Source organism: Chitinophaga sp. H8 (genome assembly GCF_040567655.1).
Taxonomy (GTDB): domain Bacteria; phylum Bacteroidota; class Bacteroidia; order Chitinophagales; family Chitinophagaceae; genus Chitinophaga; species Chitinophaga defluvii.
The window spans coordinates 3,457,444-3,483,828 of record NZ_JBEXAC010000001.1 but is presented as its reverse complement, the minus strand read 5'-3'; the positions used below and the strand labels follow the sequence as shown (position 1 = coordinate 3,483,828).

Sequence of the window (26,385 nt, the reverse complement as noted above, 5' to 3'; positions counted from 1 at the left end):
TGTTATCCATCTTTATAGACTTCTTACCCTGGAATAAAAAAAGCTGGTCATATCGTATGACCAGCTTTTTCATTTTATGTATTTAGTTTGCTCAGCTAAATAAGTCGGACGAAAGATACCTGTCACCGCGGTCGCAGATGATGCAAACCAGTATCCCGGAGGAGAGTTCTTTGGACAGGCGGGCAGCAGCAGCTACGGCGCCTCCGCTGCTCATACCGCAGAAGATACCTTCTTCTTTGGCCAGGCGGCGGGTCATAGCCCGGGCTTCGTCCTCAGAAATATCCATGGTGAGGTCTATACGTTCTTTTTCAAAAATTTTAGGGAGATAGGCTTCCGGCCATTTGCGGATACCAGGTATTCTGGAACCATCCGTAGGCTGGCAGCCAACGATCTGGACATCGGGATTTTGTTCCTTCAGGTAGCGGGATACTCCCATGATGGTACCGGTGGTCCCCATCGCACTCACGAAGTGGGTAACGGTACCGTTGGTGTCCCGCCAGATTTCGGGGCCGGTGGTGCGGTAGTGCATTTTATAGTTGTCGGGGTTGGCAAACTGGTTCAGCATCAGATAGCCGCCTTTGGCCACCTGGGCATTAGCGTAATCGATAGAGCCTTCCATAGAGCCTTCTTTAGGCGTGAGGATTACTTTAGCACCATAAGCTTCCATGGTAAGTACCCGTTCCTGGGTAGCATCCTCCGGCATCACCAGTTCAATTTCCACACCAAAAAGCCCGGCTATCATGGCCAGCGCAATGCCGGTATTGCCGCTGGTAGCTTCTATCAGTTTAATACCAGGTTTTATTTCGCCCCTGTCAAGTGCGCCTTTGATCATACCGTATGCTGCGCGGTCTTTTACACTGCCGCCGGGATTTGTTCCTTCCAGTTTGGCATAAATGGTTACCTGAGGATTTGCAGAAGTATGTTGTAATGCCACCATCGGGGTATTTCCAACCAGGTCTAAAATAGAAGACATCTTATCGTACGTGTTTTATATGGTCTAATATGAATTTTCAATAACGTTCATGCTCCCATCGGCTTTGTAATAAATCCGGGAGAAGGGAGCGGTACTTTTAATCAGCCACACATTGCCGCCAATTACGCTATGATGCCCTACAATGGTATCTCCGCCCAGGATAGTAGCACCCGCATAAATCACTACATGCTCTTCAATAGTAGGGTGGCGCTTGCTCCGGGCCATACTTTTATCAATACTCAATGCCCCGAGGGTAACACCCTGGTATAGCTTCACATGCGCACCGATGACGGTGGTTTCGCCGATCACAATACCGCTGCCATGGTCTATGCAGAAGTATGGCGCAATCACCGCACCCGGATGAATATCAATACCGGTGCGGGCATGCGCCTGCTCGGTGATCAGCCGGGGGAGGAGGGGTATGTTCAGCTCCTGCAGCGCATGTGCGATGCGATAGAAAGCAATGGCATAAAAGCCCGGGTAGGCACGTATGATCTCATAAAGACAGGTAGCCGCAGGATCGCCCTGGAAAATAGCTTCCGCATCTTTATTCAGATTGTCATAAATGGCAGGCACCTGCGCCATAAACTGTTCGCTCAGCGGAATCGCCTCCGCAGGCAGGTGCTGTTGCATGGATTGCAGCAGCTGTGCCAGCTGTCCCTGCAACTGATGGGCGTACTGCTCCAATAAAATAGGGTCAGCAATTACTCTACCCGTATGTTCTGGAAATAACCAATTAATAAGATTGCTGGCAAAATCATTTACCGCTTCTGTAGAGGGAAAAGCATTTGCTGCAGCTAACTGGTGTCTCCGCTTTAAGTCTTCAAGTAATTTTTTCATTTGCGGATATAATTACAGGTACCGGCTCTTTGTATATTGAATGTACGCATTAAGTATGCAAAATTAGTAGACTATTTGACGAAATTCACACTTTTTGAAAAATAAAAGTACAACGCCTGCGTGGATATAGCAGGGAAAAGGGATATATTCTTTTTTAGCTTTTAGCTGTTGGCTATTAGCTGTTGGCTCTTATTCCGGTATTTCCCCGTCAATGGCTAAAGGCTAACAGCTCACCAACTCATCAATTCCCCTTTCTCAAAGCGCCATTCCGGTGTAAGCAGCGTTTGTCCGAAATCTTCGGGATACCAGGGGGAGAAGGTCTTATCTACCGGATTTTGTAAAATATGGATATCCTGTGCGGGCATATAACTTTGCGCCAGGAGGAACATTTTTTGGCCAGCTGCATTGGTGGCCACATCCATTACGATCACGGCGTGGCCGGGGGAGCCGCCTTTTATGAAGACGTTGCCAGGCTCGATATTATGGATATGGGCGACAGGCTTTAGCTCTCTGCTGAGGGATAACGTGCCGGCATAAGCAAACACTGTTTGCAGGTACAGGTCAAAGCTGGCACTGGAATTCCCGGCAATACCGTTTTTTACCTTTATCAGCTTGTTGTTTAGGAGTTTAAACCGATAACCTTCCTGCCAACTGGGGTAATCTATCCGGGTACCATCTGTAGCCGAGAAAGCAATTTCAGCCGTCTGGCCTTGCTGGTACAGGTATGTAGCCCTTAGCCGGATAACGGCATCAGCGCATTGTTGCAGGTCTTTGTCGCCCACAGGAATGTCCAGCACAGCATATTGGGCAGTTTGATTGGGCTTGGGTTGCTTATTGTAGAGATATACCGTTGGATCCTTTTTAAGCGTTATATTCCTTAGCCAGGCGGCAAAAGAACCGGGAGAAGCGGCCAGGCGGGTATACCCTGCCGGAGGAGATAATTGGCTTACCTTGTCGGGAATAACGGCCTGAGTGGCAACAGTGGCAGTAACGGTGCCCGCTTTTTGAGTATGGGCAGGCTGGCATTGCAGGCCGGAAGACAATAACAGCGGATAACTTAGCAGTGGTAAAAGCAGGTGATGCATGTTGCTGTTTTAAAGAAGATCCATTTTCAGAAAAATGGAATATGTTACAGCGGTCATTTAACGGTATTTTAACAAATTGTCATGGGATAAATCTATCCGCTTCCGATTATTTTACTTTCCTTAATTTTGGCGCTGTTTGGTTACCGTATATATTATGGTAAGCGTCACTAAATTTATAATCCAGTATGGCCAACATTTTAATAATTGACGATGAAAAAAGTATCCGGAAAACATTATCGGAAATACTTTCTTATGAGGGATACAAGGTAGATGAAGCCGCGGACGGGCTGGAAGGGTTTAAAATGTTTAAAGAGAAGAACTATGATGCAGTATTGTGCGATATAAAAATGCCTAAAATGGACGGGCTGGAATTCCTGGAAAAAGCCCGTGAAACCAACCCTGATGTACCTATTGTAATGGTATCGGGGCATGGTAACATAGATACGGCCGTAGATGCGGTGAAAAAAGGAGCGTTTGATTATATCTCCAAACCACCTGATTTAAACCGTTTGCTGATCACCCTGCGCAATGCGATGGATAAAACCACCCTGGTTACAGAAACCAGGACATTACGCCGTAAGGTGAATAAAACTCCTGAAATGATCGGGGCTTCCACCCCTATTCTGAAGATAAAAGATACCATTGAAAAGGTAGCACCTACAGATGCCCGTGTATTGATTACCGGTGAAAACGGGGTAGGTAAAGAGCTGGTAGCGCGCTGGATTCATGAAAACAGTAACCGCTCAAGCGGGCCGATGATAGAAGTTAACTGTGCGGCTATCCCCAGCGAACTGATAGAAAGTGAGTTGTTTGGACATGAAAAAGGCTCGTTTACCTCCGCAGTAAAACAACGTATTGGCAAGTTTGAGCAGGCAAACGGAGGAACACTTTTCCTGGATGAAATAGGAGATATGAGTCTTAGTGCCCAGGCCAAAGTATTGCGGGCATTGCAAGAAGGAAAAATTACCCGTGTAGGTGGCGATAAAGAAATAAGTGTAGACGTAAGGGTAGTAGCCGCTACCAATAAAGACCTGCTCCGGGAAGTAGAAGATAAGAATTTCCGTTTGGACTTATACCATCGTTTAAGCGTTATATTAATTCATGTCCCTTCGCTCAATGAGCGAAGGGATGATATTCCCCTGCTGGTAGATCATTTCCTGCAAAACGTTTGCAGCGAATATGGCATCGCCAAAAAAGGAATTGATAAGGAAGCCATCAAAGGATTGCAGGACCATATCTGGTCAGGTAATATCCGGGAATTGCGTAACGTGGTAGAAAGGCTGGTGATCCTGTCGGGGAAAACCATCAGTCCGGAAGATGTGGATGACTTTGTGGTACCTAACCGGGAGAGAAAGAAAGTAAGTTCTTAATGATGGGGCAATGTGAAATTCAAAAATCGGCAGGCTTATGACCAGGCATTTGTACCTGATCAGTGGCCTGGGGGCGGATGAACGGATTTTCCGGAACCTGAAGTTCCCGGACAATTACCAGGTGCACTACCTGCCATGGCTGGCTCCCATACCGAATGAACCATTACGGGATTATGCCAGCCGCATGGCGGCAGGCATACAGGAAGGGCCGGTGACGCTGCTGGGGGTATCCTTTGGGGGTGTTATGAGCCTGGAAATAGCCAAGCTGATACCGGTAGCACAGGTCATCCTGTTGTCCAGCATTAAATATACCCGTGAAAAGCCGCCTTATTACAAATGGGTGAAAATACTGGGGCTGCACCACCTGCCGGACAGCATCCTATATAGCCGGCGGACATTAATCGTAAAACGGTTCCTGAACATAGAAACGGAGGAAGAGCTGGAGCTGGTCAACGAATACCTGCAAAAGAAAGACTACGGTTATCTGCGCTGGGCAGTAAATACAATATTACATTGGGAGAATGAAGAGGTGCCGCCAAATCTGGTGCATATCCACGGTGCAAAGGACTTTCCTTTCCCGATAAAACTGCTTACCCCTACCCATATTATTCCCGATGGTGGACATTTTATGGTACTAAACCGTGCCGAAGCCATTAATAAGATACTTCAGCAGGTGTTGCAAGATAAAGATAAGGAGGCGCCATAGCAGGCTTTTTTGTCTGAAAGGCAATTAATAGTATGGGAGATGGCCAGCCAGCTGATCCGTAAAATTTTCAATATCTTTAATCGTGAAAATGTTCGGGTATACAGGATACAACCGCAACAAAAGCAGCCATTTTAACGTTGGTGGCCAGATTTAAGAAAACTTTTGCTACGTAAAGTTAGGTAGCATAATACATAATATTATATTTGTTCTTTTAAAATATCAATAAACATAACTGAATGAACCTGGCATTTTGGAAAAAGGATAAAGATGGTAATCAACCGAAGAAGAAGAAATCTGTCTTACGTGAGTGGCTGGATGCCGGTATATTTGCCATTATCGCGGCTACATTGATCCGGACCTTTATCTTTGAGGCGTATACGATTCCAACTCCTTCCATGGAAAAAACCTTACTGGTAAATGATTTCCTGTTTGTGAGCAAAATCAGTTACGGGCCACGTATCCCTAATACTCCGCTGGCCATTCCATTTACACATCATACCATGCCATTAACGCAATACAGTAAAGCCTATTCCGAAGCGGTACACTGGCCTTACAAGCGTTTGCCCGGCTTTACGGAAGTGAAACGTAATGATGTGGTGGTATTTAACTTCCCCGAAGGTGATACCGTAGCGTTGGAACATCAGGAGCAAAGTTATTATGCACTGGTACGTAATTATGGCAGGGATGCTGTTTGGAGTCAGTTTCAGGTTACTTCCCGTCCGGTAGATAAACGGGAAAACTATATTAAACGCTGTGTGGCTGAATCCGGAGATACCCTGTCCATTGTAAACGGAGTGGTATTTGTAAATGGTAAACAGGCCCCCATTCCACCTGAAAGTGAGCGGAATTACCTGGTAAAAACCAATGGGGATCCATTGAATCCTTCCCGTCTGGAAGAGCTGGACATCAACCCAAGTCCGGAAGGATCTGATGGAGAGCGGTTTAAATACAATCTGACACCTGCCAATGTGGAAAGCCTGAAATCTTTCCCGGTGATCCAGAGCATAGAACCTTATGTAAATCCGGAACAAGCCATCATGGATGTGTTTCCGCATGATACTGCTAATTACAAATGGACAGAAAGCAATTTCGGACCACTGTACATTCCTAAAAAAGGAGCTACCGTGAAGCTGAACGATGCCAATATTGCAATCTATGATCGTATTATCCGGGTGTATGAAGAAAATACCCTGGAAAAGAAAAACGGGCAGTTTGTAATTAATGGCAAGCCTACCGACAGCTATACCTTTAAGATGAATTATTACTGGATGATGGGGGATAACCGGGATAATTCCCTGGATTCCCGCTTCTGGGGATTTGTACCGGAAGATCATGTGGTAGGAAAGGCCTGGCTTATCTGGATGAGCTATGGTAAGGGCAGTATCCGCTGGAGCCGCCTGTTTAAGTCTATTAAATAAGCTATTCCTGTAATTTTAACAGATAACTGCTTGAGAGGTTGTAAGTCTTTGATTTACAACCTCTTTCTTTTTGGGGCAGGGGGAGCCGTTAATTTTAGTTACCCTTATTATTCATGATAAATCAGTAAAATGTATCCGTTTACAGATGATATGTATCCGTCTGCTATCTGCTTAACTTTTAATTTTGCATAACACCGGACCTCTCATAAAATGGAAAAGCGCATACTGAACATACATGAGTTTACGAAGTATCTGAACATCGGGGATATTAAAAATGAAGATTTGCATATCGCCAATTTCGAAGGAAGAGATGATATGTTGCTGAAGTCGGCGCCTATTACGATAGATTTTTATTTGCTGGCCATCAAACCACCTTTTGATAACAAGATCGTTACCTATGATTTGTTGGAAGATCAGTCTGATGCTTCCTATATGTATGTGGACTGTCCGCACAATTCACTGGACTGGGATATTACACTGCCGGTTGCCGGTTACTGCATATTGGTGAGTGGTAAGCTCCTGAAGAAATATGCAAAGGATTATAGCTTTATGCATTATAATAATCATGAGGCCCTTTTTCTTACCAGAGCAGAAGAAGCGATTCTTTGGGATCTTTACCGGAAGGCGTATGATGAGTATCAAAAAGAATTTTATTCAAAGGAGGTGATCCTCTCTTATGTGGGATTGATATTATCCTATGCCCAGATTTTTTATGACCGGCAGTTTGATACCAGGAGTAAAATTTATCATAAGGTGATAACTGATTTTTATAAAAATCTGGAAAACTATTTCAGTAAAAGTGAGGAGGTAGCCGGGCTGCCTTCTGTTGCCTTTTTTGCGCAAAAGGCTAATTTATCTCCGAACTATTTTGGAGATCTGATCAAACATTTCACAGGGGAATCTCCTATTGATCATATTCAGGATTTTGTAATCCGGATGGCCAAAGATAAATTAAGAAATACCTCTTTATCTGTTAGTGAAATATCCTATAGCCTTGGCTTTGATTATCCTAATTATTTTGCACGTTTTTTCCGCAAAAAGACGGGCCTTGCACCTAAAGTATTCCGTAACCAGTAATGCCGGTATCTGCGGCAGGATATCTGAAAGCAACCAGTAGGTTGCTTTTTTTGTTTGTAACAAGCACCTGAAAATCCGGCAATACTTCCGGTCCTTTGGTTAAAAGAGAAAATCAGTAAAATGTATCCGTTTTAGCGTAAAGTGTCTACGAATCGTGGCGATGACTGCTTTTACCTTTGTATAAATCAATTATACAAACAGTTTAAAAGTTAATAATCATGTCACAGCAAAAAGTGAATTTCAGGAACAGTAATAACAGCAGCATTACGATGTCGGCTGTCATTAATTTCCCCCAAGGATTTCGGGAGGAGCAACAATATCCGGTTATTGTGGTAAGCCATCCAGGTGGTGGCGTAAAAGAGCAAACTGCTGGTTTATATGCACAGCACCTGGCCGAAAAAGGTTTTGTAACGATTGCTTACGATGCCTCCTATCAGGGGGAAAGTACAGGAGCACCCCGTCAGTTGGAAAATCCATATATCAGAACAGAAGATGTAAGTGCAGTTATCGATTATCTGACCACGTTACCTTACATTGATGCGGAGAGAATTGGTGCCATGGGTATCTGTGCAGGCGCAGGTTATACCGCAAATGCCGCCATTAATGATCATCGTATTAAAGCAGTGGGAACAGTAAGCGCTGTTAATATTGGCGCCATGTTCCGTAATGGCTGGGAAAACAATGTAAAAGATGCGGATGCCCTTCCTTATCTGATAGCAGGTGCCAGTGCAAGAACGAATGATGCGGGCGGCGCCGCCATTGCCACAATCCCTTTAGCACCATTAAAGAAAGAGGATGCACCTAACGCAGAACTGGCAGAAGCATGGGAATATTATCATACCGATCGCTGTCAATATCCTACTGCTCCGGGTTTTGCTACGGCAAGGAGTCTTTCACAGCTTATTTCTTATGATGCTTACAATAAGGCAGAAGCGTTCTTGGTGCAGCCGTTACTAGCGGTAGCAGGAAGTAATGCCGGCAGCAAATGGATGAGCGATGACTTAATAAACCGTGCAGCCAGCAAGGATAAGCAAATGCATATTGTAGCCGGCGCAAACCACATGTCATTGTATGATGGCCCTCAATATGTAGCCGAAGCGGTAGCAGTATTGGCCCCTTTCTTTCAAAAAAATATTTAATCACGTTTTTATAAAAATCAGTAATTATGTCACAAGCAATAACATTTAAGAACAGGGTCTGGGAAAATGCGGGGCTACTTCTTTTCCCCGACAATTTTGATGAAAAGAAAACCTATCCGGCTATTATCAGTATACATCCTATTGGCAGTTGTAAGGAACAGACTTCCAGCAATGTTTATGGCAAAGCATTAGCGGCAGCAGGATTTGTGGTGCTTGCCATTGATGCTGCTTTCCAGGGAGAAAGCGGTGGTGAGCCAAGATTTATTGAAGACCCCTATGAACGTGTAGAAGACATCCGTTGTGCTGTTGATTATTTAGTGACACTACCCTATGTTGAGGAAAACCGTATAGGCATACTTGGCATTTGCGGCGGTGGGGCTTATGCTTTGAATGCAGCTATGACCGAAAGACGTCTTAAAGCAGTGGTATCTATTACGGGTGTAAACTTCGGACGTTTATTACGTGATGGTTTTGCAGGAGGTACACCGGTTGAAAGTCTGGAGGCTGTAGCCAAACAACGCACCGCCGAGGCCCGGGGCGCTGCATTATTTGTGAATAATATGTTGCCGGCATCCGTGGAAGATGGTAAAAAGGCAGGTATTGAAGATATTGATGTGCTGGAAGCAACAGATTACTACAAAACACCAAGGGGGCGACAGCCAAATGGTGCCACCAGTGTATTGTTTTCCCGCTTAAGTACAGGTTTGGGGTGGGATGCCTTTCATCTGGCCGAAGTATTGTTAACACAGCCTATACTGGTAGTAGTAGGTGACAAGCCCGGAGGTTTCGGGGCTTACAGAGATGGTTTTGAAATCGTTCGCCGGGCAAAATCTGAAAAGAAGGAATTGTTGGCAGTAAAAGGTCAATCCCACTATGATCTATATGATAAGCCTGAGGCAGTATCCCAGGCACTGGAAAAAGCCATTCCTTTCTTCCGGGAACACCTGTGATATTGACCGGTATAGATCAGCAACCTGCATACAATTTGCACTGCTTAATGAACCGATTAAAAGTATTACATTTAAATAACTGGTATTTGAACCGGTTCATTAAGTTGCGTAAATTTTAATTCGCATGGGGAGGTCAGCAGCCAGCTATGGTAACCTGGGGATTTGTGCATACAGATTTGAAAATTGCGGATGAATCAATAGTGTGAAACTTCTACCTTTAATAATCAAAGTCTGATATGCTGGAACATTTCCCCTTTTATTTGGCCCTGATAGTTCTGATATTATTATTGATCATGCTGGGCAACAAGATTAAAGTAGCTTACCCTGTATTATTAGTGCTGGCAGGATTGGGAGTCAGTTTTATCCCAGGAATCCCGCCGCTGAAGATAGACCCTGAACTGATCTTTATAATATTCCTCCCTCCGCTATTGTATGAAGCCGCCTGGGCAAATTCCTGGAAAGAGCTTTGGCATTGGCGAAGGATCATTGGCAGCTTTGCCTTTATTGTAGTTTTTCTGACTGCTATATCCGTGGCGCTGGTAGCCAATTCTTTTATCCCAGGATTTTCTTTGGCATTAGGTTTTGTGTTGGGCGGGATTGTTTCTCCACCTGATGCGGTAAGTGCAAGTGCCATATTAAAATTTGTGAAGGTGCCCAAAAGAATGTCTTCCATACTGGAAGGGGAGAGCTTACTGAATGATGCTTCCTCCCTTATTATTTTCCGCTTTGCCATGATTGCAGTAGGTACCGGACAATTTATCTGGTACGAGGCCGCCCTGAGCTTTGGCTGGATGGTGATTGGAGGTGTGGGCATAGGGTTACTGATAGGATTGATCTTTTTGAAGGCGCATAAATGGTTGCCTACTGATGTCAATATGGATATTATTCTTACCCTGGTTACTCCTTATGTCATGTATATTGGAGCAGAGGCCGTGCATGCTTCCGGCGTGCTGGCGGTAGTGGGGGGCGGATTATTTTTGTCCAATCACAGATACCGGTTTTTAAGTAGTTCTTCACGATTACGAGGAGAGAATGTCTGGGAAAGTTTTGTGTTTTTATTGAATGGATTGGTATTTATGCTGATTGGACTGGACCTGCCAGAAATTGTTTCGGGATTGAAAGCAGAAGGGATCAGTTTTTATCAGGCCACCGGATATGGGTTGTTAATTACCCTGGTGTTGATTTTAGGCAGAATGCTTGCAGGTTTTGGGGCATTAATTGTAACGAAGATTGCCAGTTATTTCATAACAGTAGCAGATAGAAATCCGGGCATGAAAGCACCACTTATTATGGGGTGGACAGGGATGCGGGGTGTGGTTTCACTGGCAGCTGCATTATCTATTCCGGTAGCGATTGATGGCACCCCTTTTCCCCATCGTAATCTGGTACTGTACATTACATTTGTAGTGATTCTGGTAACGCTGGTATTGCAGGGATTAACACTGCCTATACTTATCAAAAAAGTAAAGCTGCCTGATTTTAATGATCATCTGCCGGAAGAGGAAACAGAAAACCTGCTCGGAGAAGAGCTGGCCAGGGAATCATTGCTTCATTTAACACAAAATCATCAGCCGGAGCTGGAAAGGAGTCTGCTCTTGCAGAAGCTGGCCAGCCAATGGCAAGGCCAGCTGGAGGCGGATGAACTCGTCATTGTTTCAGAAAATGTTAAATTGATCTACAAGGATATTTTAGAAAAGCAGCGCCATTTACTTTTACATAAGAATAAAAATGAGCAGCGGATTGATGAAGAGATTATAAGAAAATTTCTTCATCGGATTGATCTGGAAGAAGAAAAACTAAAACTGGGTTAATGAGTTTCAGCAAAAAGTATGGCCAGTACCCCGATGCTGACCGGAAGGCTTATTTTAATACGCTTTCCAATTACAAGAACAGGCAGTTTCAGAACCTGATAGCCACACCTGCATTGGTAGAAGGGGCGAGCATGATGAGAGTACTCTGGGATTTTTTGGGCAGGCATCCCCATACAACACCTGACGAGCCGATTCCATATGTAGAAACGGATCTGAAAAATTTAAAACCGGACGAAAACGTATTGGTCTGGTTTGGGCATAGTTCTTACTTTATCCAGGTAGATGGGAAGCGGTTGCTGACAGATCCTGTTTTCAGTGGTAATGCATCACCTATCAGAGGCTCAGTAAAGGCTTTTCCCGGAGCAAATCATTACCAGGCAGGAGATATGCCGCAGATAGATGTATTGTTTATTTCGCATGATCATTGGGATCACCTGGATTATGCAACGATAAAACAATTAAAACAGCAGGTAGGCAAGGTGATTTGTGGTTTAGGCGTAGCCCAGCATTTTGAATATTGGGGTTGGGAGAAAGACCGGCTCATTGAAAAAAACTGGTATGAAAGCGTGGAGCTGGGAGATGGTTTCAAGGTAACCTTAACCCCGGCCAGGCATTTCTCCGGCCGACTGCTGTCCCGCAATATTTCACTCTGGACTTCTTTTGTTTTACAAACGCCGTCAAAAAAAATATTTCTTGGCGGGGATAGTGGTTATGGGCCACAATTCAAGGAGATCGGAGCGCAATTTGGACCTTTTGATCTGGCGATACTGGAGTGTGGGCAATACAATGAAAAATGGCCGTATATCCACTCGCTTCCCGCTGAAGTAGTCAAGGAGGCACAGGAATTAAAAGCCAGTAATTTTATACCGGTGCACAACTCCAAATTCAAACTGGCGCAGCACCCCTGGTATGAGCCACTGGCCCAGGTAACTTCATTTGCAGCCGCAGCAGATTTTCCTGTTACCACCCCAAAAATCGGAGAAAAAGTAGATTTAAATCTTTTGGGAAAGGTTTGGGAGAAATGGTGGGAGTAGCGTTAAATTAGCGTATGAAAAAATACCAGCAACAATTTGAATATGACGTGTATGACGACCAGACAAGCCTGTCTGCCGCTGATGCAGCCTTGCTGCAAATAGCCAGGGACGTGACGCAACATGCCTATGCGCCGTATTCTCATTTCCGGGTGGGAGCTGCCGCAAGGTTGGTAAATGGGGAGACTATTACCGGTACCAATCAGGAAAACGCCTCTTTTCCGGTAGGCATTTGTGCAGAACGGGTAGCATTGTCTACCGCCTCCTCTTTATATCCTGAAGTAGCAATAGATACTATTGCTATCAGCTACCATAATCTGGAAGGAGAGAGTAATAAACCTATTTCACCCTGTGGTATCTGCCGTCAAACACTTGCAGAGTATGAACAGCGCCTGCATCGCCCTATCCGCCTGGTACTGGGAGGGCTTCAGGGCAAAGTGTTTGTATTGCAAACTGCCAGCCATCTGCTTCCTTTATCTTTTTCCAGCAACGATATGGGCTAGTGCCCTGGAATGCATATACTTATACAGGAATCCCCTATAAAGCAGGGGAATGTGGGTAAATTTAATGGTAGATAAATTAAATTTTATTTATATTTGTCGGTGAAAGCCAGGAACCATATGACCTATCGCCTTATCCTATGTCTGTTTTTGAGTAGTGGTATTGTCATGCAATCCACTATGGCCGCAGTTATCACTCCGCTAAATGATAAAGCAAAAGCATTATATAAAGAGGGGTTGGCACTTAAAAAAAGTGGCAATCTGGAAGGGGCTTTGGAATGCTTTATAGGAGCCATCAAACGTAATAGTGGTTTTGCGGGTGCTTATCTGGAAGCGGCCAGAATACATGCACAGTTGGAAAACTATCAGGAAAGTATATACTATTATCAGGCAGATCTGAAAATCGATAGTCTGCAGGCAACAGCCTGGTATGAACTGGGAATGATCTGTTTTAATACACAGGATTTTGGGGCCGCCCTGCGGGCTTTTGAAAAGGCTGGTAGTCAGGGGATTGCTACGGATGCTACTTTTCATTTTAATATAGGTGTTACCTGTTTACAGCTACAACAAATTGCCAGAGGAATTAAACATCTGCAAGCGGCACAAGCATTACATCCTGCAGATACCCAGATCACACATAGCCTGGCACACGCTTATTTTCGCCAGGGCAAATATGCAGCTGCAATTGAGCAATGGAATAAAGTAGTACAGCTGGAACCACAAAATGCCTTTGCCTGGTTTATGCTCGGTAAATCGTATATAGAGATAGGAGAACGGGAAAAGGGATATGCGCTTTGTGATAAAGCAACGGCAAATAGCTATTAGACCTTAGCTATTAGCTTTTAGCATCGGAGGAACAGCCCTTTTAATTATTGATTAACTGCGAGGGAATAAATAATAAGATTATTCGCTTAAAAAAGTAGCCGTTAGCTGGAGGAAATTGATCCTTTTGCTAACGGCTAACTGCTAAAAGCTAACAGCTGTTTCTTACATTCTTTCCGGTACCTGAATACCCAGGAGGCGCATACTTTGCGCAATGGTATTTGCGGTAAGCGTTACAATCTGCAGGCGTAATTTTTTCTTTTCTTCAGATTCAGCGTCACGGATGGAGTAGATGTACTTACCGGCTACTTTCTCTGCATAAAAAGAATTGAATTTTTGCGCCAGTGCAAAAGCGTAATTGGCAATAACAGCAGGACTCATTTCCTTATGCGCTTCTGCGATAGCTGTATCAAACTGTTCGTTTAAGATCAGCAATTCTCTTTCCAGGGGCAGCAGGCCGCCATTGTATTCGTATGCCTCCAGGCTTTCTGTATAGTTCGTTTCCCTTAAAATAGATTTGATACGCGCGTGTACATATTGTATGAATGGCGCGGTAAATCCATGAAGATCAATAGACTCTTCCGGGTTGAATACCATTTTCTTTTTAGGATCCACCCGCAGGAGGAAGAACTTCATGGCACCCAGGCCAATGGTGTTGTACAGGGGCTGGCGCTCTGCTTCCGTAAAGTTTTGCAGCTTGCCGGATGCCTGTGTATGCCGGGCAGCGGTATCTACCATTTCAGTAATAATATCATCCGCATCTACTACGGTACCTTCCCGGCTTTTCATGCGGCCATGGGGCAATTCCACCATGCCATAAGAAAGATGGTACAGCCCTGCAGCGGAAGGTTCTCCTAATTTTTCCATGATCAGTTTCAGCACACGGAAGTGGTAGTTTTGTTCGTCGGCCACTACGTAAATGCTTTGATCCATGTGGTAATCATCATACTTCAGCTTAGCAGTACCCATGTCTTGCGTCATGTATACAGAGGTACCGTTGCCGCGGAGTAGTAATTTTTCATCCAGTCCGTCTGCTGTCAGATCTATCCACACAGAATTATCCTCCTTTTTAAAGAGGATACCTTTTTCCAGTCCTTCGGTAACCAGTTGTTTGCCCAGGAGGTAAGTCTGGCTTTCGTAATACATCTGGTCAAAATCTATTCCCAGGCGTTTGTAGGTTACTTCAAAACCGTCGTACACCCAGCCGTTCATGGTACTCCACAGCGCCCTTACTTCGGGGTTGCCGGCTTCCCATTGTTCCAGCATGATTTTGGCCTGCTGCATGATTTCTGTCTGATTACGGGCCAGTTCCTTGATCTCCGCATGTATTTTGCCACTTTTTTCAGCGTCATTTTTTACTTCCGGTTGATGCAGGAGGGTGGCCAGCTTTTCTACTTTCCGGAGATTTTCTCCTTCAAAATCGCGGAAATCGTTGTCCAGTACCCGCTCAATGATAGGTTCGGCCTGCTCTTTCAGCACGGTTTCAAACTTCACGTAGTAGTCGCCCACGAGGTGATCGCCTTTAATCCCGGTGGATTCCGGCGTATCGCCATGCGCGAATAGCTGCCAGGCCAGCATGGATTTGCAGATATGAATACCCCGGTCATTGACGAGGTTGGCCTTGATTACTTCATAGCCGTTAGCTTTCAGTATTTCGGCAATGGAGTAGCCCAGGAAATTATTCCGCAGGTGTCCAAGGTGAATCGGTTTGTTGGTATTGGGAGAGGAGTATTCCACCATCACCTTTTTACCATTGGCAGGCTGGATGCCAATATTTTTATTGCTGAAGTTGTTGCGTACAAACCGGATCCAGAACTGATCGGTAATGCGGAGGTTTAAAAAACCTTTTACCACATTGAAGCCGGCAATCAGTTCAGGGAAGTGTTGTACCAGATAGTTACCTATATGCTGACCGGTTTCTTCCGGTTTTTGCCGGCTGAATCGGGTAAAGGTAAACACGACGATGGTATATTCCCCTTCAAATTCGGGTTTGGTGGTATTTATAGCAATATCCTGTTCGGGCAGGGACTGATCGTAAAGCGCCTTAATGGCTGCAACGGCAGCAGATCTGATGGATTGTACAACACTCATGTCGAAAAAATAATTAATGCAAGTTGGGGCAAAGGTAATAAAAAGTAGGTGCTACTTTATGGAGGATGAAACAGGGTATTGAAAAAGAGGCTGTTCCTGTCAGGAACAGCCTCCTCCGAGTATTTATAGGATATGGTAATTATGGCAATTAATAGATCGTAAATTCTACACGTCTGTTCTTTTGTTTACCCGCAGCTGTTTTGTTGCTGGCAATAGGTTGTGTTTGTCCGTAGCCTACCGCTTCAATCTTGGACGGGTTTGCCCCTTTACTTACCAGGTATTGTTTTACAGATTCGGCCCGGTCTTTAGATAAGATCATATTTTTGGCAGGCTGGCCTACATTATCTGTATGGCCTGCCAGTTTGAGGCTGAAGCCTTTGGTTTTCAGCATTTCTGCCACCCGGTCCAGTGCTGCGTAAGAATGAGGTTTGATACTGGATTTACCGGTTTCAAACTCCAGGTTCTGGATAGCTTCCCTTACAATGCGGTTATCTTCTTCTGTAATGATCACTTTAGTGATTGGTTTTACGGTATCTACCGGCAGCGGGCAACCGGCACCATCTACTTTAACACCGGTAGGTGTGTTGGGGCATTTATCAAAGAAGTCAGATACCCCATCCCCATCAGTATCTTTGGTCAGTTTGTCTACATCGGCCGTCAACCTGGCATTGTTAGACTTCTGGGCTTCCAGTTCAGCAGCCAGCTGGGCCTTTTGTGCTACCAGGTCGTCATACATTACTTTGGCCGGATTGCTCCATGCCAGTTGCGGGCTTCCTTTTTTACCGAGGCTGAATTCCAGTCCGGCGTAGGCGTAAGAGTACTTGTCTTTATTAGGACCGGTAGGATAGCCATCCAGGTTATCCCCATCGGTAAAATGCATGGTATATCCCAGGTCGAGGTTGATCATTTCAGACAGTTTGAATTTAAGTCCTGCACCTACCGGGATGATCAGTTCCTGTATGGTACCACCGCCGGCCTTATAGTCCTGGGTACCGCCACCGGCCAGGGTAAGGGTGGGGCTGTAGCCTGCTATCCCACCCCCTGCGGACAGGTAGATCTGCACAAAATTTTGTTTGTATAGCCAGTTGATGGTTGCCACATTCACTACTGCACTCAGGCTGGCAGACCATTTTAATTTGGTTTCGTAGGAGGTGTAGGGGCTGACGAGGGAGGACCCATCACCCAGTTTCTTTGAATTGTCTGCCTGGAGCTTTCCGCCGATATAATCAGCGCGTAATGCCAGGGCATGGAGCATCTGCCACTTTACATAGGCACCGTAGCCAAAATCGGCTTTCCATTTTGTAAAGTCATTGCTGCCACCCGTAGGGGCCACCGGGGCCAGGGCGCCCCCATTGATGCCGATAGACCACGTTTTGTAGCCAGTGCTGCCATTAAAAATACCTGGGGTAGAAACGGGTTGATCCTGGGCGTTACTGATAAAAGGGACGGTAATGAGCAGGGCGCACAATACGTGGCGAAGATTGCTTTTGTTCATGAGATTAAACGTTAGGTTACACAATTTTGCTTGACAATTAATATGATAAGTTCCATTAATGAGGCCGGGGATAAATAGCCAGTGTACGTAATCTTTTAATCTATAAAGCTTGCAGAGGTTATAAAAGTGCTTGAAAAAGAAAGGGTCAGGACAAATAGCACTATGTCAGGTAAGCGACTATTTTTCAAATATAAGCCGTTTGTATCATATAGGACTGACATATTTTCATATTTTTTTGCTTGGCATAATCATTGACAATCCTAAGACAAACACATTAATAAAAAACTTACAACTAACTAATAAAAGGGAATATTAATATTATGGGAAAAATAATAGGTATTGACTTAGGAACTACCAACTCCTGCGTTGCCGTAATGGAGGGAAATGAACCGGTAGTGATTGCAAATGATGAGGGCAGGAGAACCACCCCATCGGTAGTAGCATTCTTGAAAAATGGTGAAAGGAAAGTGGGCGACCCGGCTAAACGCCAGGCAATCACGAATCCTGTAAACACTATTATGTCAGTGAAGCGTTTCATGGGCCGTCATTTTGACGAAGTATCCAATGAAATCCATCACTGGAGCTACAAAGTAGCTAAAGGTGATAATAACACCACTCGTATCGATATCGATGGCAGGTTATATACGCCTCAGGAGATCTCTGCAATGATCCTTCAGAAAATGAAGAAAACTGCGGAAGACTATCTGGGCCAGGAAGTAACAGAAGCAGTTATTACGGTACCTGCTTATTTTAATGACGCACAGCGTCAGGCTACCAAGGAAGCCGGCGAAATTGCAGGCCTGAACGTACGCCGTATTATTAACGAGCCTACTGCCGCAGCGCTGGCGTATGGCCTGGACAAAAAACACCATGACAGCAAAATAGCTGTATTTGACCTGGGTGGTGGTACTTTTGATATCTCGATCCTCGAACTGGGTGATGGTGTATTTGAAGTAAAATCTACCAATGGTGATACCCACCTGGGTGGCGATGACTTTGATAAAGTGATCATGGACTGGCTGGCAGATGAGTTTAAGAAAGATGAAGCGGTTGATCTGCATAAAGATCCTATGTCATGGCAGCGTTTGAAAGAAGCTGCTGAAAAGGCAAAAGTAGAGCTGTCTTCTTCTATGGAAACAGAAATCAACCTGCCTTATATCACTGCAGTGGATGGTGTACCTAAACACCTGGTGAAAAAATTAACCCGTGCTAAATTTGAGCAGCTGAGCGACAGCCTGGTGGAAAGAACACTGGAGCCTTGCCGTAAAGCACTGAAAGATGCAGGGCTGACTACTGCTGATATTGACGAAGTGATCCTGGTAGGTGGTTCTATCCGTATCCCTAAAATTCAGGAAGTAGTAGAAAAATTCTTCGGTAAAAAACCAAACAAGGGGGTAAATCCGGATGAAGTAGTAGCATTGGGTGCTGCTATCCAGGGTGGTGTATTGACCGGTGAAGTAAAAGATGTATTGCTGCTGGACGTAACGCCTTTATCCCTGGGTATTGAAACCATGGGTGGTGTAATGACCAAGCTGATAGAATCTAATACCACCGTTCCTTCCAAAAAGTCTGAAGTGTTCTCTACAGCTGCTGATAACCAGCCAAGTGTAGAAATACATGTACTGCAGGGGGAAAGGCCAATGGCATCACAAAACAGGACCCTGGGCCGCTTTATCTTAGGCGATATTCCTCCGGCTCCGCGTGGTGTACCACAAATCGAAGTAATTTTCGATATTGATGCCAACGGTATCCTGCACGTTACTGCGAAGGATAAAGGTACCGGCAAAACCCAGAATATCCGTATTGAAGCGGGTAGCGGTTTGAGCAAGGACGAAATAGAAAAAATGAAGGCGGAAGCAAAGGCCAACGAAGCAACCGATAAGGAAGCCCGTGAGAAGGTTGAAAAACTGAATCAGGCAGATAGCTTAATCTTCCAGACCGAAAAACAAATCAAAGAATACGGAGATAAAATCTCTGCTGATAAAAAAGCGCCTATTGAAGCTGCCCTCAGTAAGCTGAAAGAAGCTCAGAAAGGTGGAGATATCGCCCAGATAGATGCAGCAGTAACTGAACTGAATGCTGCCTGGACTGCCGCTTCTGAAGAATTATACAAAGCTTCACAGGAAGCAGGTGCCAACCCAGGTGCCGGTGCAGACGGTGGAGCACAGCAAGCGCAGGGTAATGCCGGTGCTTCCGCTAACGATGGTGTTACGGACGCTGAATTTGAAGAAGTAAAATAACAAACAAGCGCAAGGGCACCTGCCCTATGCGGATAGATACTACTGAAAGGGGGAAAGGAACCGTTTAACGGTACTTTCCCCTTTTTCTTTTATCCTGCCTTTATACAGCAGTATCCCATTTCCTCCCTGCCGTCTTTTCTGTATCTTCACTTTCTAACAATCCTCTGTAATGAAGCTGACGTTACACCCGTATGAGTTAAAGTTCAGGCACACTTTTACTATTTCCCGCCGGTCAAAAGATGTACAGCCCTTGCTGGTAGTAGCGCTGGAACAGGATGGCTACACCGGCCTGGGAGAAACCGCTGATAACTCCTATTACAATATGACGGTACCCTTGCTGATGGAGGCCATTAACCGGCACCGGGATTATATCAGCAGTTATACCCTCTCCACACCTGAAATATTCTGGGAAGATATGTACCCTTTGCTGCAGGATAATATGTTTGCCTTATGTGCATTAGACCTGGCAGCGTATGATCTGTATGCTAAAAAGCAGGGTAAAAAACTATATGAAATATGGGGGCTGGATATTTCTCATAATCCCCTGACGGATTACACCATTGGTATTGATACCATTGAAAACATGGTCAGTAAGCTGAAAGCATTTCCCTGGCCTATCTATAAAATAAAACTGGGTACCAGAGAAGATATTGCTATTATAAAAGCGCTACGGGAACATACCTCCGCTGTTTTCAGGGTAGATGCCAATTGTGCCTGGGGAGTGGAGGAAACCCTTCGTAATGCAGCAGCTTTCCGTTCACTGGGGGTAGAATTTATAGAGCAACCTATGCCAGCCGCCGATTGGGAAGGTATGAAAAAGGTATACCAGGATGCTGCACTGCCATTAATTGCAGATGAAAGCTGTATTGTAGAAGCAGATGTGGCACAATGTATTGGTTATTTTCATGGTATCAACATTAAACTCACCAAATGTGGCGGCATTACCCCTGCGCGCCGAATGATTGCTGCAGCTAAGGCTGCTGGCATGAAGGTAATGACAGGCAGTATGAATGAAAGCACCGTGGGCACCTCTGCAGTAGCGCATTTACTGCCCTATCTGGATTATGTGGATATGGATGGCCCTTTATTGCTGGCAGAAGATATTGCTACAGGAGTTGAGATTGTAAATGGTAAAATCATCTATGCCAATCGTCCGGGAACAGGAGCTATTTTAAACAGCTCCGCACAGCCAGCTAACCATTAACGCAGAAAAATGCTCATTGATTGAAATGTGCTTTCGCATCCTTACCGTTCCATCTAGATTTGTTTTGAACGGATGTTAAAGCCCGTAACACTTATGAAAAAATTCTTTCAGTCTATTTACAAAAACTATCGGTATTGGTTATGTCAGCTGATTGGCTGGACCCTTTTCACCCTTACTTACAACAATATCCGGGATGATGGCTTTTCGCTGCACCTGGACTTATTTGCAGATCCGGATACCTACCGGGAGATCTTTCTGGGGATCCTGTATACACATTTGCTGCGGGGCTACCTCCGCCGGAATCAGCTGATTTATCGGTCTACCGGTCGCGGACTGATCCGGGTATGGATGGCAGTAATTATTACCGGTTTGGTACAGGCACTGACCTATTCGGCTATTGCTATTTACAGCACAGGTAATTTTCAGGATACCTATGATACATTTAAAAAGTCAGTAGCTGGACTATCGCCCGGGGTACTTATGTTTATCATTTTTATGGTGGTATGGATCGTATGGAGTCTGGTGATCTGGGCATGGACGCTTATATACCTGACGGTAAAACGACAGACTTTAAAACGGCAGGAGCTGGAAGGCGAAAACCGCTTGCGTAAAACAGAACTGGAGAATATCAAAGCAAAGCTGAATCCTCATTTTTTATTTAATTCGCTGAGCAGTATCCGTAGCCTGATCGCTGAAAACCCAGAGCGGGCACAGGTAGCAGTAGGAGAGCTGGCAGAAGTATTACGCAGCGCTATCATGGCCGAACAGCAGGAGCTGGTAAGCCTGGGAGAAGAGCTGGAAGTAGTACAGCATTACCTGTCTATCGAAAAAATACGCCTGGAAGAGCGGTTGACAGTAACCTGCGAAGTACCCGAAAAGATGCGGGACTACCAGGTACCGCATATGATGCTGCAAACACTGGTGGAGAATGCCATTAAACATGGTGTGGCGCAACGGGTGGAAGGAGGTAGCATACATATTCATACTGCCCAGGAATCGCCGGATCATTATTATATTCATATTGAAAATACCGGAGAGCTGAAGCCCGTAACCCTGTATAACGGACTGGGGATTTCCGGCACGATTAAACGACTGGAATTACTTTATAAAGGGCAGGCACACTTTGACATTACCACTACCGGCAACCAACTGGTAAAGGTTTCCTTAAAACTTCCTGTAGCGCCATGATTAACGCATTACTGATAGATGATGAACGGTTGGCCAGAAACGACCTGAGAGCCACTTTGCAAGCCTTTCCGGAAATACACATTGCCGGAGAAGCAGCAAATGCCGCAGCAGGTATTAAGTTGATTGCCCAATTACAACCCGACGTAATATTCCTGGACATTGCTATGCCAGAAGTATCCGGTTTTGAATTACTGGAAAAGCTGGAAGCAGTGCCGGAGGTGATCTTTACTACTGCCTATGACACCTATGCTATCAAAGCATTTGAAATAAATGCGCTGGATTACCTGTTAAAGCCTGTATCTGCGAATCGTCTGGGCGGAGCGATTGAGCGATTGAAAGCTAAACTGCAGCATCCGGCGGTGGTGCGTAACAGTTATCTCCAGGAACATGAGAAAATATTTGTGAAAGACGGTGATCGGTGCTGGTTTGTACGCTTGTCACAGATCCTGTATTTTGAAGCGGCGGGCAGCTATGTGAAGATCCATTTTGATCAGCTATCACCGATGGTATTACGCTCTATGAATTCCCTGGAAGAACGGCTGGATCCACAGCATTTTTTCAGAAGTAGCCGGCAGCATATCGTTAACCTGGACCATATCCGGAAAGTAAGTACCACTTACAACAGTACATTGGTGCTGGAAATGACAAATGGGGTGCAGATAGAAGTGTCCCGCAGGCAATCTGCCCGTTTCAGGGAGCTGAGGAGCATTTAGAAAAGGAAACTATGTGCCTGGATATACAGGCAAAAGCACCACCTGTTATGGTCACGGATATATTATTCATCATCAATCACCACCCAGGATTGGGCAAAAAAAACATATTCATTGAGGCGGCCCTTTGCTTCAATTGTTTTGCCGGCAAAAGGTAGTAATGGGTTGTCCATAAAAGGATTGGAACCTACCGGCCGGATCAGGTAATCGCCTTTCTCCGTAACAATATATACACCGAGGTGCTCACTTTTAGTGGTTTTGCCAAAGGTGCGCAGTTCCAGGCGCCCCCTGAGTGTAAGGGGCGCTGGTGCTGTTTGTTTATTTCTTTTTTTATTTTCTGACATATTCCCGGAAGCCTAAGATCTGGTTGTTTTTTTCCTTTACCACCAGCACTTTGGTCTTTTTTAATTTGCCTTCACCGGCAGACTCCGAATATACATGAAATTTCACGGTTGGCCTGAACGACTTGGCATCCCTGGTGCCGGATGATTTTCCCTCATTCACAAATACTTTTGCCGGCGCTGGTGTATCAAAGTTCCTTTCTTGCAATAAGGTTTTAATTTCCTTTTTCAAGGTAGTGCTGCCCTGTCCGTCATCGACTTTTTCCGGCGTGGAAATATACCCCTGCAGGGCTTTACTTTTTGCCTCCATATTATCCCGCCTGTTTTGCAGGGTATTTACAAATGACTTGCTTTTAGCCAGGTGATTGGGATCTGTTTCATTTTCCACCAGTACGAGGGATGGGTCGCCAAGCAGGTAAAACTGTGCCGCAGTTTTCAGTTCATAGGGATCGAGGGTAGGCCCCATTTCGTTCAGGAACCGTTGCCGGGCTTCCAGCAGTGCCCTGCCGGTAGAGGCACCATTGATCACATTGATCAGGAAATATTGTGTCAGCAGGTCTGCCAGGCCTTGCCCCTGCGGAGGACCATAAGCAATAGTAGAGCTGCCGGTAAATGCTACCGCATGGTTCAACAGGTAGTTGTTGGCAATACTGAGCAGATGGCCATCACTTACCTTAGGATCGAATAACTGGGCACCGTAACAGCATTCTGCGGCTACCACGGTACCAAAGGTTACCTTTTTGGTAAGGGCATCTGACTGAAGGGCAATGGGATAATCATTGCCTTTCTGACCGTAATAGGCCGCATCATCCAGTGCACCATGGCAATTATAAAAATGTACTTTGGGTTTCATCTGGGATAAAGTCCATTTGGCCACTTTCCCTTTACCGGGAGAAAGCTGCAGGCTTTTAAAACCACCAAAGATATTTTGCAGGCTTTGTTCGGTCGACTTTTGCCAGTCGAACACACTTACTGAAAAATAGGCATGGTAATTTTTCCTGGCCACCGGCTTCACCGCCATGCTATCCTTGAGCAGGGATAGCAGATAAGCCGGATCATTTTGTCCGGGCACATCCGGCAGGCGGCCTACCACTCTGGCAGGTGCAATGAATTTACCGGGCTTGGTATTATAAGGTACATCGCAGGCATAGGGCAAATCGCTCGGAATATATTTGTCTTCATCATCCTCACTGAAAAGCAGGTTGTCCAGGCGCTGAAAAGGAATAATGTCCTGGGCGCCCACCAACAAGATATAACCAGGAGAGAAGTGTTTATATAGCGCATCTACCGCCTGTTTATTTTGTTTGGCATCCAGTGTATCCGTTACAGCTTTTGCCTTACATTTTTTCATCAATGCTGCATCATCCAGGAAGATAATCCGGGTATCCAGCCGCCGGGTTTTATCAAATTCACGGAGGGATTCCAGCGCAGCCAGAATGGATTTGTGTTTACTGCCATACTTTTTTTCAAGGGCAGTTTTGTTGGTCAGGATAAGTTTAATAGCGTTTTCCATAAAATCTGTTTGGGGTGTGATCATTTTAAACGGTATATCAAATGTATCATAAAAAATCAGTACCTGTAGCAAGCTGCAGGTTATCTCCTGCAAGATTAATGGATGGCTACGCCGCTTACTTGCATAGTGGAGGCGGATTTTATATATTAGGGTCTTAGCCTTACAGTTATGCCCTTCTTTCGTGTTTTATCATTGTTATTCGGCTGCTTTTTTAGCAGCATGCAGGTGCTGGAAGCGCAGGTGATAGCCCGCATGGTGGTACAGGCCGGTACTTTTGCCAGGGATAATAGCGTGGTAAGCTGTGCGCTGGGCGAATATAGCATAACATCTGCAGCCTCCTGGAAGCTGGAAGAAGTACGGGGAAATAAAAGGATAGCTGTACCCATGCAGATAGAACCAGGTAGGTTTCCACGCATCTGGTGGGTGCTGACGGGGAAAACACCGGTGGGAGTGCAACGTGTGTTTGAGTTGTCCAAGGTACCAGCAGGAGTAACAACCCTCCCGGTAATGCGGGTAACTGACCGTCATGGTAATCTGTTATTGGAGGAAGGAAGCCGGCAGATCCTGCAGTATAATTATAACACCGTATATCCGCCTCCGGGGGTAGATACCATGTACAAGAGAAGTGGCTTTATACATCCGGTATGGGCACCTAATGGTGCAGTGCTTACCAACATATTCCCTGAAGGGCATTATCATCATATGGGTATCTGGAATCCGTGGACACACACTTCATTTGAGGGGAGGGTGGTTGATTTCTGGAATCTGCAAAAGAAAGAGGGGACAGTACGGTTTACCGGCTTTCTCTCTAAAACTCAGGGGAATGTATGGGGAGGATTTAAGGCCCGGCAGGAGCATGTAGTTTTTGAAATGAATGGAAGAGAAAAAACAGCGTTGGATGAGGTATGGGATGTGCGGGCCTATACTGCAGGTACACACGACAGCAGGCGGATATGGGATTTTGTATCTACTATCAGCTGTGCAACTGACAGCGCCTTATTATTATTGCAATACCGTTATGGAGGAGGCTTGTGTTTCCGGGCTACAGCAGCGTGGACCAGTAGCACCAGCCAGGTATTGACTTCCGAAGGGAAAAACAGAAAAGACGCTGACAGTACCCGTGCCCGCTGGGTAAAGATCAGCGGTAGTACCGGCAAAGGACATGCAGGGATACTGATTATGAATAGTCCGGACAATTACAACTCCCCGCAGCCATTGAGAGTATGGCCGGAGAACGCAGAAAGGGGAGAGCTGATGCTCAATTATAGTCCTACTAAAATGGCTTCGTGGCTGCTTACCTATGGCCATGAATACACGCAAAAATACAGGATAATGGTGTTTAAGGGAGATTTAACTGCAGGGGAAGCAGAAGCAGCCTGGCAGGATTTTGCACATCCGCCTATTGTAATCCTATCCTCTTATACTCCACCAGATCCACAAAATGTACAGGGGCTGAAAGGCGAGGCGGCTCCAGGTATACCAGGGACTGGCAGGTAAGCCGCCCGGAGCTGGCAGTTGTTTTACAGCTACATATATATTGGCCGGAAACATCAGGACTAACAGGACCATTAAGGCCCAGGCCGCATAATACTGTGTGGCGGTGTGCAGTAATCCTGCTCCAAAAATAATTTCCAGGATACCCGTTAAAATAACCAATGCATAGGCATAGGGCAACAGTCCCTCGATCATGTAAGTGAGCTTATGTGGTTTTAACAGATGCATGACACCAATTAATATAAACATCGTAGCGGCTGCCAGCCGCATATCATTCGCAAAGTGTAGCAGATAAGATATATTGAAGAGATATCCTGCTAATAAAAAAAGAAGACTAAAAGTCAGTAAGCCTGCAAAGAATGCCATTGGGATAATTTTTGTTCTCTC

Annotated in this window: 23 protein-coding genes; 15 read left to right on the top strand and 8 right to left on the bottom strand. The window is 45.3% G+C overall.

Translation table 11 applies throughout. From position 1 onward, the window contains the following. Positions 1 to 91 precede the first annotated feature (91 nt). The 3 genes from cysM to ABR189_RS13285 all read right to left on the bottom strand — a co-directional run bounded on the left by cysM (position 92) and on the right by ABR189_RS13285 (position 2,898). Positions 92 to 973: a cysteine synthase CysM gene (gene cysM, locus ABR189_RS13295; RefSeq protein ID WP_354660991.1), complete on the bottom strand. Its 882-nt coding sequence runs from the start codon at positions 971 to 973 to the stop codon at positions 92 to 94. 24 nt (positions 974 to 997) lie between these two features. Continuing rightward, positions 998 to 1,813 carry a serine O-acetyltransferase gene (locus tag ABR189_RS13290; protein WP_354660990.1) on the bottom strand — a complete coding sequence of 272 codons (816 nt, stop codon included), beginning with the start codon at positions 1,811 to 1,813 and terminating at the stop codon, positions 998 to 1,000. Positions 1,814 to 2,043: 230 nt separating this feature from the next. Then, on the bottom strand, positions 2,044 to 2,898 hold the full coding sequence (locus ABR189_RS13285; RefSeq protein WP_354660989.1) for a DUF4846 domain-containing protein: 855 nt from the start codon (positions 2,896 to 2,898) through the stop codon (positions 2,044 to 2,046). 185 nt (positions 2,899 to 3,083) lie between these two features. Here ABR189_RS13285 and ABR189_RS13280 point away from each other — a divergent pair, with 185 nt between their 5' ends. From ABR189_RS13280 to ABR189_RS13235, 10 genes are all read left to right on the top strand, one after another. Then, positions 3,084 to 4,268 (top strand): sigma-54-dependent transcriptional regulator, encoded by a 1,185-nt coding sequence (locus ABR189_RS13280; protein ID WP_354660988.1) that lies wholly within the window; start codon positions 3,084 to 3,086, stop codon positions 4,266 to 4,268. A 37-nt stretch (positions 4,269 to 4,305) separates the two neighbouring features. Continuing rightward, positions 4,306 to 4,974, top strand: coding sequence for an alpha/beta hydrolase (locus tag ABR189_RS13275; protein ID WP_354660987.1), 669 nt, complete (start codon positions 4,306 to 4,308; stop codon positions 4,972 to 4,974). Positions 4,975 to 5,210: 236 nt separating this feature from the next. Beyond that, positions 5,211 to 6,392: a signal peptidase I gene (gene lepB / locus ABR189_RS13270; RefSeq protein ID WP_354660986.1), complete on the top strand. Its 1,182-nt coding sequence runs from the start codon at positions 5,211 to 5,213 to the stop codon at positions 6,390 to 6,392. 210 nt (positions 6,393 to 6,602) lie between these two features. Further along, entirely contained in the window at positions 6,603 to 7,469 is an 867-nt protein-coding gene (locus tag ABR189_RS13265; RefSeq protein ID WP_354660985.1) for a helix-turn-helix domain-containing protein, read from the top strand. Between the two features lie 218 nt (positions 7,470 to 7,687). Then, positions 7,688 to 8,608 (top strand): alpha/beta hydrolase, encoded by a 921-nt coding sequence (locus tag ABR189_RS13260; RefSeq protein ID WP_354660984.1) that lies wholly within the window; start codon positions 7,688 to 7,690, stop codon positions 8,606 to 8,608. Between the two features lie 26 nt (positions 8,609 to 8,634). Further along, on the top strand, positions 8,635 to 9,558 hold the full coding sequence (locus tag ABR189_RS13255) for an alpha/beta hydrolase (protein WP_354660983.1): 924 nt from the start codon (positions 8,635 to 8,637) through the stop codon (positions 9,556 to 9,558). A gap of 236 nt (positions 9,559 to 9,794) precedes the next feature. Next, entirely contained in the window at positions 9,795 to 11,369 is a 1,575-nt protein-coding gene (locus ABR189_RS13250; RefSeq protein WP_354660982.1) for a Na+/H+ antiporter, read from the top strand. Next, entirely contained in the window at positions 11,369 to 12,403 is a 1,035-nt protein-coding gene (locus ABR189_RS13245) for an MBL fold metallo-hydrolase (RefSeq protein WP_354660981.1), read from the top strand. Before ABR189_RS13250 ends, ABR189_RS13245 begins: the two co-directional genes overlap by 1 nt. A gap of 14 nt (positions 12,404 to 12,417) precedes the next feature. Next, positions 12,418 to 12,903 carry a cytidine deaminase gene (locus tag ABR189_RS13240; protein WP_354660980.1) on the top strand — a complete coding sequence of 162 codons (486 nt, stop codon included), beginning with the start codon at positions 12,418 to 12,420 and terminating at the stop codon, positions 12,901 to 12,903. 117 nt (positions 12,904 to 13,020) lie between these two features. Beyond that, a complete protein-coding gene (locus ABR189_RS13235) occupies positions 13,021 to 13,725 on the top strand; it encodes a tetratricopeptide repeat protein (RefSeq protein WP_354660979.1) in 705 nt (234 codons plus the stop codon). A 162-nt stretch (positions 13,726 to 13,887) separates the two neighbouring features. Here ABR189_RS13235 and argS read toward each other — a convergent pair whose 3' ends face one another. Beyond that, positions 13,888 to 15,813 (bottom strand): arginine--tRNA ligase, encoded by a 1,926-nt coding sequence (gene argS, locus ABR189_RS13230; protein WP_354660978.1) that lies wholly within the window; start codon positions 15,811 to 15,813, stop codon positions 13,888 to 13,890. A gap of 148 nt (positions 15,814 to 15,961) precedes the next feature. Continuing rightward, a complete protein-coding gene (locus ABR189_RS13225) occupies positions 15,962 to 17,308 on the bottom strand; it encodes an OmpA family protein (protein ID WP_354660977.1) in 1,347 nt (448 codons plus the stop codon). A 320-nt stretch (positions 17,309 to 17,628) separates the two neighbouring features. Here ABR189_RS13225 and dnaK point away from each other — a divergent pair, with 320 nt between their 5' ends. The 4 genes from dnaK to ABR189_RS13205 all read left to right on the top strand — a co-directional run bounded on the left by dnaK (position 17,629) and on the right by ABR189_RS13205 (position 22,653). Then, positions 17,629 to 19,548 (top strand): molecular chaperone DnaK, encoded by a 1,920-nt coding sequence (gene dnaK, locus ABR189_RS13220; protein ID WP_354660976.1) that lies wholly within the window; start codon positions 17,629 to 17,631, stop codon positions 19,546 to 19,548. Positions 19,549 to 19,717: 169 nt separating this feature from the next. Continuing rightward, the gene (locus ABR189_RS13215; protein WP_354660975.1) at positions 19,718 to 20,752 is read left to right on the top strand and encodes a dipeptide epimerase; all 1,035 of its coding nucleotides are present in this window, start codon (positions 19,718 to 19,720) and stop codon (positions 20,750 to 20,752) included. Positions 20,753 to 20,845: 93 nt separating this feature from the next. After that, positions 20,846 to 21,940, top strand: a complete 1,095-nt coding sequence (locus tag ABR189_RS13210) for a sensor histidine kinase (protein WP_354660974.1) — start codon at positions 20,846 to 20,848, stop codon at positions 21,938 to 21,940. Continuing rightward, a complete protein-coding gene (locus ABR189_RS13205; protein ID WP_354660973.1) occupies positions 21,937 to 22,653 on the top strand; it encodes a LytR/AlgR family response regulator transcription factor in 717 nt (238 codons plus the stop codon). The genes ABR189_RS13210 and ABR189_RS13205 overlap by 4 nt, the downstream gene beginning before the upstream one ends. A 62-nt stretch (positions 22,654 to 22,715) precedes the next feature. Here ABR189_RS13205 and ABR189_RS13200 read toward each other — a convergent pair whose 3' ends face one another. Together ABR189_RS13200 and ABR189_RS13195 are read right to left on the bottom strand one after the other, a co-directional pair. Next, complete coding sequence (locus ABR189_RS13200) at positions 22,716 to 22,994, bottom strand: hypothetical protein (protein WP_354660972.1); 279 nt, start codon at positions 22,992 to 22,994, stop codon at positions 22,716 to 22,718. Beyond that, complete coding sequence (locus ABR189_RS13195; protein ID WP_354660971.1) at positions 22,981 to 24,504, bottom strand: C25 family cysteine peptidase; 1,524 nt, start codon at positions 24,502 to 24,504, stop codon at positions 22,981 to 22,983. Before ABR189_RS13195 ends, ABR189_RS13200 begins: the two co-directional genes overlap by 14 nt. Before the next feature lie 168 nt (positions 24,505 to 24,672). Here ABR189_RS13195 and ABR189_RS13190 point away from each other — a divergent pair, with 168 nt between their 5' ends. Beyond that, the gene (locus tag ABR189_RS13190; RefSeq protein WP_354660970.1) at positions 24,673 to 26,001 is read left to right on the top strand and encodes a DUF6807 domain-containing protein; all 1,329 of its coding nucleotides are present in this window, start codon (positions 24,673 to 24,675) and stop codon (positions 25,999 to 26,001) included. Here ABR189_RS13190 and ABR189_RS13185 read toward each other — a convergent pair. Beyond that, positions 25,915 to 26,364: a DoxX family protein gene (locus tag ABR189_RS13185; protein ID WP_354660969.1), complete on the bottom strand. Its 450-nt coding sequence runs from the start codon at positions 26,362 to 26,364 to the stop codon at positions 25,915 to 25,917. The genes ABR189_RS13190 and ABR189_RS13185 overlap by 87 nt on opposite strands. Between the last annotated feature and the right edge of the window lie 21 nt (positions 26,365 to 26,385).

Excerpts from the sequence above, each read along its gene's own strand:
- ABR189_RS13185 (WP_354660969.1), bottom strand. The coding sequence starts at position 26,364 with ATGGCATTCTTTGCAGGCTTACTGACTTTTAGTCTTCTTTTTTTATTA.
- ABR189_RS13260 (WP_354660984.1), top strand. The coding sequence starts at position 7,688 with ATGTCACAGCAAAAAGTGAATTTCAGGAACAGTAATAACAGCAGCATT.
- ABR189_RS13245 (WP_354660981.1), top strand. The coding sequence starts at position 11,369 with ATGAGTTTCAGCAAAAAGTATGGCCAGTACCCCGATGCTGACCGGAAG.
- ABR189_RS13210 (WP_354660974.1), top strand. The coding sequence starts at position 20,846 with ATGAAAAAATTCTTTCAGTCTATTTACAAAAACTATCGGTATTGGTTA.
- ABR189_RS13190 (WP_354660970.1), top strand. The coding sequence starts at position 24,673 with ATGCCCTTCTTTCGTGTTTTATCATTGTTATTCGGCTGCTTTTTTAGC.
- ABR189_RS13275 (WP_354660987.1), top strand. The coding sequence starts at position 4,306 with ATGACCAGGCATTTGTACCTGATCAGTGGCCTGGGGGCGGATGAACGG.
- ABR189_RS13255 (WP_354660983.1), top strand. The coding sequence starts at position 8,635 with ATGTCACAAGCAATAACATTTAAGAACAGGGTCTGGGAAAATGCGGGG.
- ABR189_RS13195 (WP_354660971.1), bottom strand. The coding sequence starts at position 24,504 with ATGGAAAACGCTATTAAACTTATCCTGACCAACAAAACTGCCCTTGAA.
- ABR189_RS13280 (WP_354660988.1), top strand. The coding sequence starts at position 3,084 with ATGGCCAACATTTTAATAATTGACGATGAAAAAAGTATCCGGAAAACA.
- ABR189_RS13265 (WP_354660985.1), top strand. The coding sequence starts at position 6,603 with ATGGAAAAGCGCATACTGAACATACATGAGTTTACGAAGTATCTGAAC.
- lepB (WP_354660986.1), top strand. The coding sequence starts at position 5,211 with ATGAACCTGGCATTTTGGAAAAAGGATAAAGATGGTAATCAACCGAAG.
- ABR189_RS13215 (WP_354660975.1), top strand. The coding sequence starts at position 19,718 with ATGAAGCTGACGTTACACCCGTATGAGTTAAAGTTCAGGCACACTTTT.
- ABR189_RS13285 (WP_354660989.1), bottom strand. The coding sequence starts at position 2,898 with ATGCATCACCTGCTTTTACCACTGCTAAGTTATCCGCTGTTATTGTCT.
- ABR189_RS13235 (WP_354660979.1), top strand. The coding sequence starts at position 13,021 with ATGACCTATCGCCTTATCCTATGTCTGTTTTTGAGTAGTGGTATTGTC.
- ABR189_RS13225 (WP_354660977.1), bottom strand. The coding sequence starts at position 17,308 with ATGAACAAAAGCAATCTTCGCCACGTATTGTGCGCCCTGCTCATTACC.
- argS (WP_354660978.1), bottom strand. The coding sequence starts at position 15,813 with ATGAGTGTTGTACAATCCATCAGATCTGCTGCCGTTGCAGCCATTAAG.
- cysM (WP_354660991.1), bottom strand. The coding sequence starts at position 973 with ATGTCTTCTATTTTAGACCTGGTTGGAAATACCCCGATGGTGGCATTA.
- ABR189_RS13200 (WP_354660972.1), bottom strand. The coding sequence starts at position 22,994 with ATGTCAGAAAATAAAAAAAGAAATAAACAAACAGCACCAGCGCCCCTT.
- ABR189_RS13205 (WP_354660973.1), top strand. The coding sequence starts at position 21,937 with ATGATTAACGCATTACTGATAGATGATGAACGGTTGGCCAGAAACGAC.
- ABR189_RS13290 (WP_354660990.1), bottom strand. The coding sequence starts at position 1,813 with ATGAAAAAATTACTTGAAGACTTAAAGCGGAGACACCAGTTAGCTGCA.
- ABR189_RS13250 (WP_354660982.1), top strand. The coding sequence starts at position 9,795 with ATGCTGGAACATTTCCCCTTTTATTTGGCCCTGATAGTTCTGATATTA.
- ABR189_RS13240 (WP_354660980.1), top strand. The coding sequence starts at position 12,418 with ATGAAAAAATACCAGCAACAATTTGAATATGACGTGTATGACGACCAG.
- dnaK (WP_354660976.1), top strand. The coding sequence starts at position 17,629 with ATGGGAAAAATAATAGGTATTGACTTAGGAACTACCAACTCCTGCGTT.